The organism is Staphylococcus sp. HMSC62D11, from assembly GCF_001839145.1.
In the GTDB taxonomy this organism is placed as follows: Bacteria; Bacillota; Bacilli; order Staphylococcales; family Staphylococcaceae; genus Staphylococcus; species Staphylococcus lugdunensis.
On sequence record NZ_KV840174.1, the window covers coordinates 1 to 15,283 of the forward strand.

Here is a 15,283-nt window from a genome sequence, read left to right on the forward strand (position 1 = left end):
ATGAAATTGTTGAAACAATCCCAGATAATGAATTTGATGAATTCAAACACTATCGTGGGACTACATCTTATTCCCCTAAAATGATAACGAGCTGTATATTATAATACATAAGAGAAAAGACAATTTCTATTAAATAATTTTAATAGAAATTGTCTTTTTTACATTGTTTAAGAACTTAATGTCCAGACCTTTTTAGTATAAATCCACAAGAAAAGTACGTCTTAATCATATTTGTTAATGTTAAAGACACATATAAGTATGGATTATATAAAGAAGCACAAAGACGATTCTTAATTTTAAATCATCTTTGTGCTATTATATTGGGATTTATGTCCCACGTTCGTATATATATTTATTGGATTTAAGAGCTACGATAGTGTAGAGGATGATGTCATTATAATACCAAACCGATAAGGCTTGCTGACACGATTGAAGCTAGAGTTGCACCTAAAAGTAGTCGTAGTGCAAATGTCGCTACTTTATTGCCTTGCTCACTACTAATTCCTTTGATGGCTCCCACCATAATACCAACTGTCCCAAAGTTGGCGAAACTGACTAAGTATACCGAAATAATACCTTGTGTTTTAGGTGATAAAGATGAAGCTATCTTTTGGAAGTCTAACATTGCAACAAACTCATTCGTAATTAATTTAGTAGCCATAATCGATCCAGCACGAATCGCTTCTTCCCATGGTACACCCATAATAAAAGCGATTGGCGCAAAAATATAACCAATGATTTGTTTGAAGTCTAGACCCACCAGATCAAAGACAATTGTAATGCCTTTCATTAATGAGATAAATGCGAGTAACATGATGGCGACCGTTACTGCAATCTTGAAACCATCAATCGCGCTGTCTCCAATCATTTGGAAGAATGCAGGTTTCTTTGCTTTAGTTGAACCATTTACCGTCTTCTTGTTTGTTGCTTGTGTATCAATCACGTTTAAATCTACTTCCTTGTCATCAGAATGATAAGGATTGATGATACTTGCGATAATTAATGCGCTGAAGATATTTAACATAACGGCAGTTACAACGTATTTTGGTTCAATCATCTGCATATAAGAGCCTAGCATTGCCATACTAACTGCACTCATCCCTGAAGTTGTAATCGTGTATAACTTTTCTTTAGACAGCTTTGGAATAATATCTTTAACTGTTAAGTAAACTTCAGGTTGACCTAACATCGATGTTGAAATAGCAATATAGCTTTCTAGTTTTCCCATGCGTGTAATTTTATTGATAATATAACCGACAACTTTAATAATGAAAGGCAAGATTTTGAAATAATTTAATATGCCAATGAGCACTGAAATAAACACTAATGGCAATAACACATTTAAGAAGAAATTATAGCCACCTTTATTTTGCAAGTCTCCAAATACAAAATCTATACCAGCTTTACTAATATTCATCAGCCCTTCAAAGAAAGTTCCCATGGCGGTCAGAATATGTAAACCTATCGTGGTGTTCATCATAAATAAGACAAGCAGTACTTGGATTACTAACATAATCAATGGTTTTTTATAGTCAATTGCTTTCCTATTAAAGCTAAAAATAAATGCTACGATTAAAGCAAAAGCAACACCTAACATCCCAAATAGTATTGACATGATTATCACCTACAGTTGATTGAAAGCAACCGCTATTTGAGCACCAACGACAGCGTTATTTTCAACTAATTTAATATTTGTTTGTAAACTTTTTCCTGCAGTTTTTTCAACAATTGTTTTGAGTAAGAATGGTGTAGAATCTTTCCCGTGGATACCTTGAACTTTTGCTTCTTTGACAGCATCATCAATGATTGCATCGATGTAGTCTTTAGGTAGTTCATCTTTTTCAGGAACTGGATTAGCAATGACCATACCACCTTCAAGATGTAAATCTTGTTTAGCTTTAAAAATACGTGCTATTTCTTCGGGTGTGTCTGCACGACTTGTCAATGCTACGCCACTTTCTCTAGTGAAAAATGCGGGCAGTTCGTCTGTTTGGTAGCCAATAACAGGCACACCTTTTGTTTCTAAATATTCCATTGTTTTTGGCAGATCTAATATTGATTTAGCGCCTGCACAGATAACGCTAACATTTGTTTTTGCAAACTCATCTAAATCTGCAGAAATATCCATGGTTTCTTCTGCACCTTTATGCACGCCACCAATACCACCAGTGACAAAGAATGGTATGTCAGCTAATGCTGCACAAATCATTGTAGATGCTACAGTTGTGGCACCAATGCGTTTAGTAGCAATGATTTCTGGTAAATCACGACGAGAAACTTTAGCAACATTTTCACTATGTGCGAGTGTTTCTAAATCTGCCTCGTTTAAGCCGATTTTAATTTTTCCATTTATCAAAGCAATCGTCGCTGGAACAGCACCATGGTCACGAATGATTTGCTCTACATTTTTGGCCATTTCGATATTTTGAGGGTAGGGCATACCATGAGAAATGATTGTTGATTCTAAAGCGACGATCGGTTGATTATGCTTTTTCGCTTCAGCTACTTCGCTTGAAAATTCAAGATATTGCTTCATAATTATATTCCTCCATATCACGTTTAAGTTGTTCATTATCAAGGTTTTGACGTACGGTATAATTTGTTTCAACCGTTTTTAAAGAATTGACCATGCCGGATTTAATAATATCTTGGAGTGAGAAGTCATTGAGCCAACTATAAATCACTGCACTAGTAAAGGAGTCACCAGCTCCAGTCGCATCGACAAAATGCTGTGCTGGAGAAATAGGTACGATGTGTTCTGTATGACAATTTTTAAAAATAAGTGGTTCAAGACCGTTTGTAATGATGACATTAGACACGCCGAGTTCAACCCATTTTTCTGCAGCACGTTGCATGTCAGAAATATTGCGAATTGACATATTAAGATATGTCTCACTCTCATCACGATTGATGATTAACCAATCTACGGCATGCAAGGATTGAGGCATGCGTACCATCTTAGGTGAAGAAACTGGCACGATAACAAACTTAATATGATTCTTTTGGGCAAAAGCACTAAGAAATTCTAGCGCGCTTTTAGGTAAATTCAAATCAGCAACGAGACACTTTGCTTTAGTTAAAATTTGTGCATAACGTGCTAAAAAATCAGGTGTAATCTGTTCATAGATTTCCATATCAGCAAAGCCATATTCCATATCGCCATCTTTAATGACAGCAGTGTATGAGCCTGTGCTAGCATTTTCTATTGGTTGTATGGCGCTTAAATCCATGAAAGGTGAAGACATTCTATTAATCATATCCCATTCACTATCATTACCACTTGCAGTTAAAAAGGTCACTTTCTCTCCTAAACGGCCTAAATTTTCTGCAATATTCCTACCAACACCACCGATGGATCTGGAGGAGGAAACAGGATTAGATGTTTTTGGTTGTAAGGGTGTATCAATATAGAATTTGCGATCGACGTTAGCCGCGCCAATGCAAACAATCGGGCTTTCTTCATTTATGACATAAGCCTTACCAAGTATGTATCGTTGGCGCATTAATCCGGAAATAATATTTGCAACTGCCGGTCGTGATAATCCTATGCGTTCAGCTAATTCAAGTTGTGTAATATAAGGGTTTTCTTTAACCAAGTTGAAAATTGCTTGTTCATTTTTATTCATCTGTGCACCTCCTTATAAACATATGTTTTTAATATAAACAAATGTTTTAATATTCATATATATAGTAACATATTACATGCATTTTAGTAAACGTTTACAATCGAAATTTTGCATATAGAAGTGTGTAAAAAGTCATAAACATGAGGAATTATAGGTTTTTAACTAATTTGTGAACTGAAAATAGTTGATGTTATATATGATGGTTTAAGAGAATTATTAGTTTATTGAAAAATATGATAATATGTATTTGTATTTGAAGTTAATGTAATCATAGTCATTTAAGGGAAGGAAAATACATAAATGAACTATATAAAGATTTTGGGGATGTTTGTTTTAGCATTTTTGATGATTATTGTTGCACAAGCCTTAGGAGCTATTTTTGATGAGATGATTCCATTTTTAGGGATAGGTATAATCATCAGTGCATTAATTTATTGTATTGTGATTTATTTTTTTGTGCGGTTAATGATAGAAAAGGGACTAAAGCAAAGACGCGTAGATTATCGAATTGTATCACCACATTTTGATATCAGAGCGGTTATACTTGGTATCATTTTACCGCTTAGCGTTATACTATTCTATTTGATTTTTGTGCCTGGGGAACTTAAAATCTCACATTTTAAGACACAGGATACGTTGTTCCGTTCGCTATTTTGGGATATTTTCCAAGTGGCTGTAGCCGGTGCTATAGTTGAAGAGCTTGTTTTTCGTGGTCTATTGATGGGCTATATTGAGAAAAAGACTAATATTGTTGTTGCCATTTTGACTACGAGTATATTTTTTGGCGCAATTCACGTACTTAATGGCGCGTTAAATGTAGGAAGCTTTCTTCAATTATTAGTTGGTGGTTCTTTGGCAGGTGTTATGTTTGGATTAACTGCTTATGTCTTCCGTAGTATTTGGGCAAGTGCGACATTGCATTTCTTCTGGAACATCAGTCAAGTCTTTTATATCACAGAGAAACAAGTTGACGATAAAGTATTTCAATACATACTCGATAGTCATAACTTTGCACTTACAGGTGGTGAATTTGGTTTTGAAGCGTCAATCATATCTATTTTGGGTTACGTGAGTGTTATTGTAGTGTTAGTTATGTTAAGGCGGAGATTAAGACAATAGATAAAATAGGAGTTTGATTATGAAAAAATTTGTACTTATATTAACATTATGCTTGCTATCATTCATAATTGTCGCTTGTGACACAGAAGACGATCACGATGATGACGATGATAGTGTGACGAAGAAAAAAATACCTACTCAAATTTTCAATAAACAAACAACAAATGATTCAATTTCTGAAAAGACAATGAAGCAAGATATTCAGCTTTATTTAGATACTGATCGTGAGTTGACAGATGCAAAATTCTACTATATGGATATCATAGATTCTGATGATAAGTTAACGACATCACAACAAGATGAATTTGCTAAATTGATGCAACTTACTGATCAAAATGATCAAAATTTTGCGCGCTATATTCATAATAACGTGTTACCAAAGGGTGGCTATGATAAGTTCACGAATAAAATAAGTGAATATACAAAAGCAAGTAATAAAATAGACAAGAAGAGTTATGAACTTTCTAAAAAAGATGACGCATCTGTACTTGATGATATTAAACAGTTAAATGAGGATAGAGACGTTGTCAATGGAAGAGAACAGAAGAAAATTGAAAAGTTCTTAAAAGCAAAAGGCATTAAAACAAAGGCATATGATTAATTAAACAGAGTAGCCACGTGCTTTAGTTGTATTGTCTTGAATTAATTGAATAAAAATAAACGCATATAAAAATGGCAGTTTTCATATAAATCCAAAGAAAATTGCCATTTTTTAATACTGCGAAACTGTTTATTTTTTATGTCATAGCCTTTTTCTGACTAGTGAAGTAAGACATAGAAGTAGCCTATGAGCAGGATAATACCAGTAGTACTATTATGAATCATATGAACCATCATGCTATCTCGAACATTACCGCGTCGTGAATAAGCAAGATAAAAAATAATTCCCATAAACATAAACATTAATATTGAAATAATGTCAGTTACGCTATGTTGTAAAGCAAAGATCAAGGATGACAAGATTAATGGCAACCAGAAAGCTGCACGACTAAATAATGTTTCCTTAAAAATACCTCTATAAATGAGCTCTTCAAGATACGGCGTGAGTATACTAATTGTTAGTATAAACATCAAAAATGGAAAAATTTGAGGTAATTGACTTGCATCTGAGATCTGATGATTCGCATCACCTAATAGCATTTTGTCATTTTCGCTTTGCCCCGATCCAGTTGTGATATGTAGCAAATAACTAAAAGCCAGTGCCAAAACACGTAACAATACTGCCCAACCAATATTAATACCGATATCTTTTAGTTTAAATTTCTGACGTTCTTCATATGAATGGCGTATGTAATAACGTCTAATGAGCCACGTAATGATTGTCGCTATAACTATAAATAGGCATGTAAGTATTGCTCCGCTGAATGAATTAAATATAGAAGACAACTTGAGGATTCCAAAAATTATTAAGATCACCATTTGTGATAAAAGCATCCAGCCAATAAAGATCAAAATATTTAGGATGATATTACCTCTAGGTTTTACATTTTTGGTACTGCTTTCTATCGTGCTATTTGTTTCGTTGTAGCGCTGTTCTGTTGAAGTATGGTAATCATTCACTATAAACCCACCCTTTTATGTTGATTTTGAAATCATAACAATGCAACATTGCGCATCTACATGAGTAATGTAACATATAATTGACATCATCTACAAGTTGTTATAGTGCTTCACAAGAATTTTAAAAAAAGGATGCTTAAAATTAGCTTAAATTGTTTCGTAAGAACTTGTGCTTGTGTTAAAAGCACGATAAAGTTTGCTTATAAAGTATTTGAAATATACGTATTAGTGAAGAAATATGACAGTAATACAATGAGTTTCATAATAAAAGACAGAGAGGTAAATATTATGATAGAGACACATCAACCGCTTCATCAATACCAATTATCGACGAAACATTATTGGAAATTGTTATTACAAAGTATCATGTTTATCATATTATTGTTTATAGCTGAATCATTAGATTTTCTTTTTTTAAAAAGTGGTTACTATTATTTATTATCGCTAGCCTTTTTAGTCGGTATATTTGGTTTAATGAACGCATTCAATTTGCATGTCTTTAATTTTAATAAGCTAACCAAGCGGCACCTTGTTTATGTTGTTGTTGGTGTCATTATATCCATTGTATGTGATTATATTGCAATGTTTTTTATTTCTACGACAGCAAATCAAGAGGAATTAGATGCATATTTAAGTGGTGTACCATTGTTACTACAACTGTTATCTATTGGGATTGTAGGACCAATTATAGAAGAGTGTATTTTTCGTGCCTTCATAATTAAAGGGATTTTTCGTCGAATTCCCATTGTTGGGGGGATCGTTTCAGTCATTGCCTTTGCCGCAGTTCATGGACCATCTAATGTTATAGAATGGATTGTCTATGGTATTTCAGGAATCATCTTAGTTGTAGCTTTTTTAAAAACACAACGTTTAGAGGTACCTATTTTAATCCATATATGTATTAACGTTGAAGCGACTATCGTTTCATTTTTGTAAAACGTTTACATATTGTATCACAAAGTAAATGAAAGCCACAAAATGTGTTGTTTAAAGCATTTTGTGGCTTTACAAATGTAATAACTATATTTTAATGTGTCTCACCTAAGGCGATTTTTTGGTCATCACCATAAGATATCGCTTTTATGGCAGCAGTTAAGCCCTTTGTCATTGTGTCTATTGACATGGAAGGTGTTTCAGGTTTAGTTGTTACTTGTTCAGGAATAAAAGGAACATGGATAAAACCAAATAAAAGACCTGTAAATTGTGTATCAGCAAGATAACCAAGTTGATATAGAACGTGGTTGCAGACAAACGTGCCAGCAGTGTTTGATAATTTTGCTGGAATACCTTCAGCTTTAATCGCTTCTGTCATTGTTTTAACAGGCAAATTTGAGAAGTATGCAGGTGCACCATCAGGCTGAATCGCTACATCAATAGGTTGATTACCTTTGTTATCAGCGATACGTGCATCATCGATATTAATACCGACACGTTCTGGTGTGATTTCAAAACGTCCACCGGCTTGTCCAATAGCTAATACGGCATCAAAATGTTGTTGTGCTAATTTCTGTGCAATGACATCTTTAGATTCATGAAAGACTGTCGGTATTTCTAGTTTAGTAATAGTATGTGCACCGATGTTCGTGTCTAAACGTTTAACGACTTCTAATGCGGGGTTAATTTTTTCTCCACCAAAGGGATCAAATGCTGTAACGAGTATGTCCATAAATATATTACCTCCTAAAATTTTTACGGAATGCGTGTCTATAGTTAGAATGCCCAGAAATACATTAATGCAATATGAACAATAATTAGCGCGATAGCAATTGGTGCTTGTGCTTTAATGACGCCAAATTCATGTTTCATTTCAAGCAAAGCGACAGGTAACGTGTTAAAGTTAGCAGCCATTGGTGTTAATAAAGTTCCACAAAATCCACCAGTCATCGCTAAGGCACCTGCAATCACTGGATCGCCACCTTGTGCAATGACAAAAGGAATACCAATACTTGCAGTAATGACAGTGAATGCTGCAAAAGCATTACCCATCAATATAGTGAAGATCACCATACCTAAGATATAAGCGATAGCACCGATAAAATGATTGCCTTCAGGTAAAAATGATGAAATACCCTTAGAAATGACTTGGCCTACGCCACTAGCAGTAAAGAGAACACCTAATGCTGCTAAAAATTGCGGTAATATACCTGTAGTACCAACTTGTTGTGTCAAACGATCGCTATCATACAGGATGTAGTGTAATTTTGGTCTAATAATCCATACAGCGGCGATTAAACCGAGTACTGATGAAATACCTAAGCCAATGGCACCACCTAAAGGCGTCCAGTTTGAAACAACAACTGCAATAACGGCTAAGGCCACTGCAGGAATAAATAATTTATTACCATAACGGTCAGATCCTCGTTCAGCTTCTTTCTCAGTGACATCGATAATGTTTTTAATTTGGACTTGTTTAAAGAGTGTTAATGCACCCATACATAATACGAGCGCACCATTAAGTGCATTTGGAATATAAGGACCAGCAATAAAAAGTATAGCTAATATAGTCCAAAATAGTGCAGTCCCAATTCGTTTTTGTTTATCAGTAGCTCTTAAAGCACGATAAGCAGTATATAAAAATTGTAGTCCAATTAAAATATAAAAAAATTCAAGAATGTGGTTAATTGTTGTTTGACTCATGTGTTTTCACCTCGTTGCGACCATATTTTTTATTGAAATAACGATCTAACATCATGTTTTTAATCCATATAAGCAGTAATGTAATAACTGCTACTGGAATTGATGCAAGAACTAAGTCGATGGCGTTTACTTTAATATGTAATGAGCTAAATGTTCCAACCATCAACAAGACCCCAGCAGCCCCAACAAATAAATTTTGGCCGAAGAAGTTCCCATAGTTTTCCATTGCTGATGCTTCAGCTTTAAGCTTTTCAATATCTTTGGCATCAATCGTAGCATCAGTAAGATTATAACGTGTACGTAAAGCACCTTGTACCATAGGATTGATAAGTGGACGCACAAATTGAGGGTGCCCACCAACACGAATGGATGCGATGCCTGCAATCTCTCGAATAATTAAATAGAGTGTAAGTAGCCTTCCAGCGGTGACGCGTTTCACATTACTGATTAATTTAGAAGCTTGTTGTTTTAAGCCAAAACGTTCAATCAAACCAACCATAGGCAATGTCAACATGAAGAGTGTAACTAAACGGTTGTCAACGAAAGCCTTGCCTAGAATAGACAAAACCTCTGTGAAATCTAAGCCAGATACAAGACCAGTAATTAATGCAGCTACAAGAATAACCGCAATCGTATCAAACTTAAATAAAAATCCCAAAATAATAATTAATATCCCAATCAATTTAAGCCATTCCATAATAATCCTCCTTAACAAATAATCATTGCATATATATACTGCAATTTTCTTAATATTAGCATAACTAAAAAATAAAATGAATTACATTTATGATGAATAAAGAATTGAAAAAATAAATTTTAGCGGTAAATAAAATACCTATGCGATTTGTTTGGTGAAGTCGTTAATTAGAAAAGTCATTATTCGTATAGTGTTGCAAGCTGAAGCATGATATAATAACGAATGGTTAATTGATAATTATTCTCAATAGGAATTGACCTTAGAATGTTAAAGGAGTGAATGATGTGTCTATCAAAGACCATAAATTTGATTTAAGTCTAGTACTCGCTGCATGTTTGGCAGTGTTAACATATTGGATGTTTGCCCAGTCATTTATTAATATAGGTGCAAGCGTACAACATACTTTTGGAGCAGTGGATACGACATTAAACTTATCTATTAGTATTGTTGCGTTTGTCACAGGGATTTTTATGGTTGGTGCAGGTGATGTTGCGGATAAAGTTGGAAACTTAAAAATGACTAAATTGGGGCTGATGTTAAGTATTATTGGCTGTATATGTTTAATTAGTACCCATTTAACAGCATTTCTGATTATTGGTCGTATATTTCAAGGTTTATCTGCAGCGGTACTATTACCGTCTACGATTGGCTTAGTGACGGATCGTTTTAGTGGGGAAACGTTACGTAAAGCATATAGTTATTTGATGATTGCCACTGTTGGGGGGATTGGTTTTGCTTCATATATTGGTGGGACAATATCACAATACTTACATTGGCAAAGTATTTTCGTTTTATCTATTATTTTATCTGTGGTTGCTTTATGGATATTAAAGAATAAACAAGAGGTGCCTCGTGCAGAACGTAATCATCAGCCATTTGATTATGTTGGTATGTTCATTTTTGGGGTGTTTATTGCTGCTTTAATGATATTAATGACACAAGGGTTTAACTATGGGATAGGTACATTTACTATCACACTTGTAGTTGTAATGATTATGGCGCTCATTATTTTTTATTTATATGAAAAACGACAAAAAGTACCATTCATCGATTTTTCAATTATCAAAAACAGAGCTTTTTTAGGATCAACAATTAATAATTTTGTGGTTAATACAGGGACAGGAACAACGGTTGTCTTTAATGTTTATGCCCAAAAGCAACTCGGATTGACTGAAATGCAAACAGGCTTGGTAATAGTACCTTATACGATTATGGCAATTGCGATGATTCGTTTAGGTGAACTTGCGATTAAACGCTATGGCGGTAAAAGTATGTTAATCGCCGGTCCATTATTCCCAACATTAGGTATTATGCTGATTAGTATGACATCGTTAACGACACATTTGTATATTGCGATTGTAACAATTGCTTACGTGATTTGTGCTATCGGCAATGGCTTAGTTGCAACGCCAGGATTGACAATTGCGATTTTTAATATGCCAGAGCACAAAGTAAGCTTTGCTACAGGACTTTATAAAATGGGTGCGACGCTTGGTGGTGCATTCGGCATTGCCTTTAATACGACCATATTTACTGTATGTTTGCAATTCTATACAGTTGAAACGGCAGCTATGGTTTCGTTTATTGCAGGTGCCATTGTGATGATTTTAGGTGTTATTTCAGCCTTTGTATTGATACCGCGCAATGTAAAAGCTTAAAATTCGATTTTAAATCATTTCTGGATGGGATATCAATAACAAAATAATAGCACAAAGATGATTTGACATTAAAAATCGTCTTTGTGCTTCTTTTATATTTATGCTAAAACTGTGTGCTTAATTTAGCTTAGTGGTTGATATGCCAGATATTGGTTCGAATAGTTGTAAGTGCGACTGGTTAAGCAAGGATTCAGTTAGTGATAATTCAATAATCTGATTGGATTGATAATATTTGACGAACATCGTGCGTGAAGTTAGATTAAAGACGGTTTGATATAACGTATAATGCAAATCGTCATTTTGTGAGCGTACGGCACCTTTTGGAATGCTTACAGCATCAAGAATTCTGAAGGCGTCAAGAACTGCATAATCGTCATCAGAAGGTTGTAGATGACGTATAAGATAAGCTGCACGTACAAAGCGCTCTGGAGAGGTGAATCCGCCAGGTAAACCTCGTGTGCCACCTTCACTACCAAGCGTTGTTAGTTCGACATCATTAAATTGTTTGGCTGAAGGACGATAAGGTGTGATTGCGACATAGTTTTTTAAATTTTCGTAATGCCAATTTAAGTCGGGATTATTCGTCAACACAGCAATTGGATTGTCATGAATGACTACACGTCCTTGGTCAAATGTTAGCTCAACTGTACGACCACTAGCATCAGAAACGTGATAATGTAATGGTGGTACATCGTTGATATCATTTAAAGTTACAGCTACAACGTTAACTTGATCCGCATGAGCACATAACTCTTCTATAGATTGATGGTAGCCAAGTACCCAAGTAAGTACTTCATTTTGTGAAATGTTCATAGCATCGTCACGGCACTGAGAGGCATAACTGCAATAATCACGATCGTACTGAGTGGAGATGGCTAATCCGTGTTCATTCATACCATCACCAAAAATAAATCCTTCCATGTCGCTGCCAGTACCAACAAAGCCATAAAGCGTTTGTCCTTGATAATCGACACGTGATTTCCATTCATAATGACGTGGCTGGACGGCAGGATGTCCAGTTAAAGGCCAGTCATAATCCATTGTTCTTCCTAGAATAACTTCATTATTATGTGATTGGAAAGTAAAGCCTGTACACATGTTTACAACAACCTCCAATAGATTTAATTGAGAATTATTTTCAATTATAATAGGTTGAGACAGCTGTTTCAACTTTTTAAAATAAAGAGAAAATATGTTAAATGATGTTATGCTATAGCTATGAAATTTTGCGGATTTTAAAACGAAATAAGTTGCACACCTATTCACTAAAGAAATCGCTTACAATTATAAAAGGAGGCGTTGATACAATTGTTAAATAATCGGCAAAGTAAAATTTTTGACCTTTTAGTGAAATCAGAGCAATATACTACAATTGCAGATTTAGCAACCATGTTTGACGTCTCTCAACGTACGATTCAATATGACCTCGAACATATTGAGGATCTACAGCGAGAAAGACAATTTACGTTACAACGACACAAATCATATGGAGTTAGAATCCACAATTTACAAGAGACGTTGTCTAAAAATGATGAACTTATTTATACGGATGTACACTTATCAAAAGATGAACGTGTATTAAATATCATATTAAAATTATTCGAAACATCACAACCGTTGACTTCAAGTGATTTGGCACAAGCAATGGCTGTATCACGACGAACGATTGTCAATGATTTGAAAGCGATTCAGCATTGGTTAACACAATATCAACTCGAATTAGCCTATATTAAAAATAAAGGTTTTATGATTACAGGGGATGAAGAAGCTTACCGCAGTGCCTACGCTAACAGAATTCAAGTATATTTTAAAACAATGTCGCCATTCATCACATTAGATATATTTACGGATGAAGAATTGACTAAAGTGAGAAACACCGTGATTCATACATTGACACAAATGGATTATCATCTTGTACAAAGTGCGATTGATGGATTGATATATCATGTGCTTATCGCTATTCATAGGCTAAAGGGAAAGTTTTCATTTGATGTGCCAAGCGAACAAGCTGAAACATTGAAACAAACGTATCAGTTTCAAATTGCATCACAGTTAAAAGACAACTTAGAAGGACAATTTAATATTAAATTTCCAGATTCAGAAGCAATTTTTATCACGCTGCATTTATTAGGGTCAAAAGTTTCGACAAATGCAGAAATGCGGGGGACGCAAGAAGGTTTAGAAACTGTGTTGCGACGTTTTATTTATCAAGTCAGTGCTGAAATAGGCATTGACATGCATAAGGATGACAAGTTATTTGATAACTTATTGCTTCATATGAAACCAGCGCTTCATCGACTTAAATATCGAATGAGTCAACAAAATCCATTGCAAGAAGAGATTTATCAACAATATCATCAGCTTGTTGGAATCATTGAGAGCCAAATTACGTTGTTAGAACAGACCTATGATATTACATTTACGGTAGATGAACTTGCCTTTATCGTGATTCATTTCGCGTCAAGTATTGAACGTATTGCCCAGCATCAAGATCAAATTAAAGTTGTACTATTGTGTGGTTCAGGCATTGGCACATCACAATTATTAAAAAATAAGCTGCGCAATGTTTATCCAGAATTTGATATTTTAGATGCTTACTCGATATATCAAATTGATGAAAGTCAATTGTTAGCACGGGGCATAGATTACATCATTTCAACAGTTCCATGTGAGGCAACACAGATTCCCGTTATTATTGTTGATCCTTTTCTTAGCTTAGCGGCAAGAGAAAAATTAAACCACATCGTCAATACGCATCGTGAACAAAAGGTGCAACGTCTTGACCAAGAGGGTTATACGTTACGACAGTTGTTGCCAATTCATCGCATTCAAAAGTGTCAACAGCATATGCAGCGCAATGAAGCCATCGCACATGCAACAACGGCATTAATACAAGATGGTATTGTAGCGCAGGACTATGTTGAAGAGATGATTGCACAGTTAGAAAAATTTGGGCCATATATGGTGATTAGTCCACATATTGCATTGGTTCATGCAGGCACGGCACATGTGCTTCAAGATGCAGGATTTTCAATGTGTTACTTTGAGCATGGCGTGCGTTTTGGACATCAACATTATGACCCAGTGCATATTGTTATTGTATTGGCAACAAAAAATCCTACTTTTCATCTCACTGCACTTGGGCAACTTAGTGCACTGATTACGAATGACAAAGACAGGCAACATATTTTAGATGGGCAACTTGAAGTTGTTCATAGATTTATCGACGATTTAGATTGAGAGGAGGAATGCAAGGTGACATTAGATTTATTGACAGAAGATAAAGTAGTAGTCAAAACATCTACCACAGACTGGTCAACTGCCATTCATGAAGCGGCACAGCCACTCATAAATGCAAATGTTATCAATGAAGGTTATGTAGATGCCATGATTAATAGTGTCAATGAATTTGGACCATATATTGTCATTGCGCCCGAAATAGCCATCGCCCATGCTAGACCAAATGGTGACGTGAATGAGGTAGGGTTAAGCTTACTTAAATTAAAGGAACATGTTAACTTTTCGGAGGAAGGACATTATGCATCATTAGTGTTTGTGCTTAGCGCAGTAGATGGGCAGTCACATCTTACAGTATTACAAGATTTGGCCAGCGTGTTAGGTGATAAAGATACAGTTCAACAATTATTAGCAACTCAAGACAAAGCAGAAATTTTAAATTTATTAAAGGAGACGGATGAATAATGAAAATTTTAGTCGTATGCGGACATGGTTTAGGTAGTAGTTTTATGGTAGAAATGAATGCACAAGAAGCACTGAAAAATTTAGCTGCACCAGCAGATATCGAAGTAGAGCATAGTGATATTATGACTGCAAGTCCCGAAATGGCAGATTTATTTATTTGTGGACGCGATTTAGCAGAAAATGCACAGCGCTTGGGAGACGTCTTAGTGCTAGATAATATTTTAGATAAAGAAGAATTGCAACAAAAATTACAACAAAAATTACAAGCATTAAATATGATTTAA

At 35.0% G+C, this 15,283-nt stretch carries 15 protein-coding genes; 7 read left to right on the top strand and 8 right to left on the bottom strand.

The window, feature by feature from the left end; translation table 11 throughout:
• Window positions 1-394: 394 nt before the first annotated feature.
• Genes HMPREF3267_RS00020 through HMPREF3267_RS00030 form a run of 3 tightly spaced genes read right to left on the bottom strand, consistent with a single transcriptional unit; the run spans window position 395 to window position 3,626 of the window.
• Window positions 395-1,615: a NupC/NupG family nucleoside CNT transporter gene (locus tag HMPREF3267_RS00020; RefSeq protein ID WP_002479009.1), complete on the bottom strand. Its 1,221-nt coding sequence runs from the start codon at window positions 1,613-1,615 to the stop codon at window positions 395-397.
• Between the two features lie 9 nt (window positions 1,616-1,624).
• The gene (locus tag HMPREF3267_RS00025) at window positions 1,625-2,536 is read right to left on the bottom strand and encodes a pseudouridine-5'-phosphate glycosidase (protein WP_002492513.1); all 912 of its coding nucleotides are present in this window, start codon (window positions 2,534-2,536) and stop codon (window positions 1,625-1,627) included.
• Window positions 2,520-3,626, bottom strand: a complete 1,107-nt coding sequence (locus HMPREF3267_RS00030; RefSeq protein ID WP_002460690.1) for a carbohydrate kinase — start codon at window positions 3,624-3,626, stop codon at window positions 2,520-2,522. Before HMPREF3267_RS00030 ends, HMPREF3267_RS00025 begins: the two co-directional genes overlap by 17 nt.
• A 300-nt stretch (window positions 3,627-3,926) precedes the next feature.
• On the opposite strand from HMPREF3267_RS00030, the gene HMPREF3267_RS00035 reads away from it, so the two are divergent.
• Window positions 3,927-4,745: a CPBP family intramembrane glutamic endopeptidase gene (locus HMPREF3267_RS00035; protein WP_062078223.1), complete on the top strand. Its 819-nt coding sequence runs from the start codon at window positions 3,927-3,929 to the stop codon at window positions 4,743-4,745.
• A 19-nt stretch (window positions 4,746-4,764) separates the two neighbouring features.
• Window positions 4,765-5,346 carry an NDxxF motif lipoprotein gene (locus HMPREF3267_RS00040; RefSeq protein WP_002460688.1) on the top strand — a complete coding sequence of 194 codons (582 nt, stop codon included), beginning with the start codon at window positions 4,765-4,767 and terminating at the stop codon, window positions 5,344-5,346.
• A gap of 158 nt (window positions 5,347-5,504) precedes the next feature.
• On the opposite strand, the gene HMPREF3267_RS00045 is transcribed toward HMPREF3267_RS00040, so the two are convergent.
• Window positions 5,505-6,305 (bottom strand): CPBP family intramembrane glutamic endopeptidase, encoded by an 801-nt coding sequence (locus HMPREF3267_RS00045; RefSeq protein WP_002479005.1) that lies wholly within the window; start codon window positions 6,303-6,305, stop codon window positions 5,505-5,507.
• Between the two features lie 288 nt (window positions 6,306-6,593).
• Here HMPREF3267_RS00045 and HMPREF3267_RS00050 point away from each other — a divergent pair, with 288 nt between their 5' ends.
• Complete coding sequence (locus tag HMPREF3267_RS00050) at window positions 6,594-7,241, top strand: CPBP family intramembrane glutamic endopeptidase (protein WP_002479004.1); 648 nt, start codon at window positions 6,594-6,596, stop codon at window positions 7,239-7,241.
• A 91-nt stretch (window positions 7,242-7,332) separates the two neighbouring features.
• Here the strand turns inward: HMPREF3267_RS00050 and pcp are convergent, their stop codons facing one another.
• The 3 genes from pcp to HMPREF3267_RS00065 are packed head-to-tail and all read right to left on the bottom strand — an operon-like array spanning window position 7,333 to window position 9,639.
• Window positions 7,333-7,971: a pyroglutamyl-peptidase I gene (gene pcp, locus HMPREF3267_RS00055; protein WP_002479003.1), complete on the bottom strand. Its 639-nt coding sequence runs from the start codon at window positions 7,969-7,971 to the stop codon at window positions 7,333-7,335.
• 44 nt (window positions 7,972-8,015) lie between these two features.
• A complete protein-coding gene (locus tag HMPREF3267_RS00060; protein ID WP_002460683.1) occupies window positions 8,016-8,942 on the bottom strand; it encodes a DUF979 domain-containing protein in 927 nt (308 codons plus the stop codon).
• Complete coding sequence (locus HMPREF3267_RS00065) at window positions 8,923-9,639, bottom strand: DUF969 domain-containing protein (RefSeq protein ID WP_002460682.1); 717 nt, start codon at window positions 9,637-9,639, stop codon at window positions 8,923-8,925. The genes HMPREF3267_RS00060 and HMPREF3267_RS00065 overlap by 20 nt, the downstream gene beginning before the upstream one ends.
• Before the next feature lie 284 nt (window positions 9,640-9,923).
• On the opposite strand from HMPREF3267_RS00065, the gene HMPREF3267_RS00070 reads away from it, so the two are divergent.
• Window positions 9,924-11,297, top strand: a complete 1,374-nt coding sequence (locus tag HMPREF3267_RS00070) for an MFS transporter (protein WP_002492370.1) — start codon at window positions 9,924-9,926, stop codon at window positions 11,295-11,297.
• 117 nt (window positions 11,298-11,414) lie between these two features.
• On the opposite strand, the gene HMPREF3267_RS00075 is transcribed toward HMPREF3267_RS00070, so the two are convergent.
• Window positions 11,415-12,395, bottom strand: coding sequence for a choloylglycine hydrolase family protein (locus HMPREF3267_RS00075; RefSeq protein ID WP_062078221.1), 981 nt, complete (start codon window positions 12,393-12,395; stop codon window positions 11,415-11,417).
• A 210-nt stretch (window positions 12,396-12,605) separates the two neighbouring features.
• Between HMPREF3267_RS00075 and HMPREF3267_RS00080 the strand changes: the two genes are divergently transcribed.
• From HMPREF3267_RS00080 to HMPREF3267_RS00090, 3 genes are read left to right on the top strand one after another with little or no spacing between them, the layout of a single operon-like run.
• Window positions 12,606-14,537 carry a BglG family transcription antiterminator gene (locus tag HMPREF3267_RS00080; protein WP_002460677.1) on the top strand — a complete coding sequence of 644 codons (1,932 nt, stop codon included), beginning with the start codon at window positions 12,606-12,608 and terminating at the stop codon, window positions 14,535-14,537.
• A gap of 15 nt (window positions 14,538-14,552) precedes the next feature.
• Entirely contained in the window at window positions 14,553-14,999 is a 447-nt protein-coding gene (locus HMPREF3267_RS00085) for a PTS sugar transporter subunit IIA (protein ID WP_002478998.1), read from the top strand.
• Window positions 14,999-15,283 (top strand): PTS sugar transporter subunit IIB, encoded by a 285-nt coding sequence (locus HMPREF3267_RS00090; protein WP_002460675.1) that lies wholly within the window; start codon window positions 14,999-15,001, stop codon window positions 15,281-15,283. The genes HMPREF3267_RS00085 and HMPREF3267_RS00090 overlap by 1 nt, the downstream gene beginning before the upstream one ends.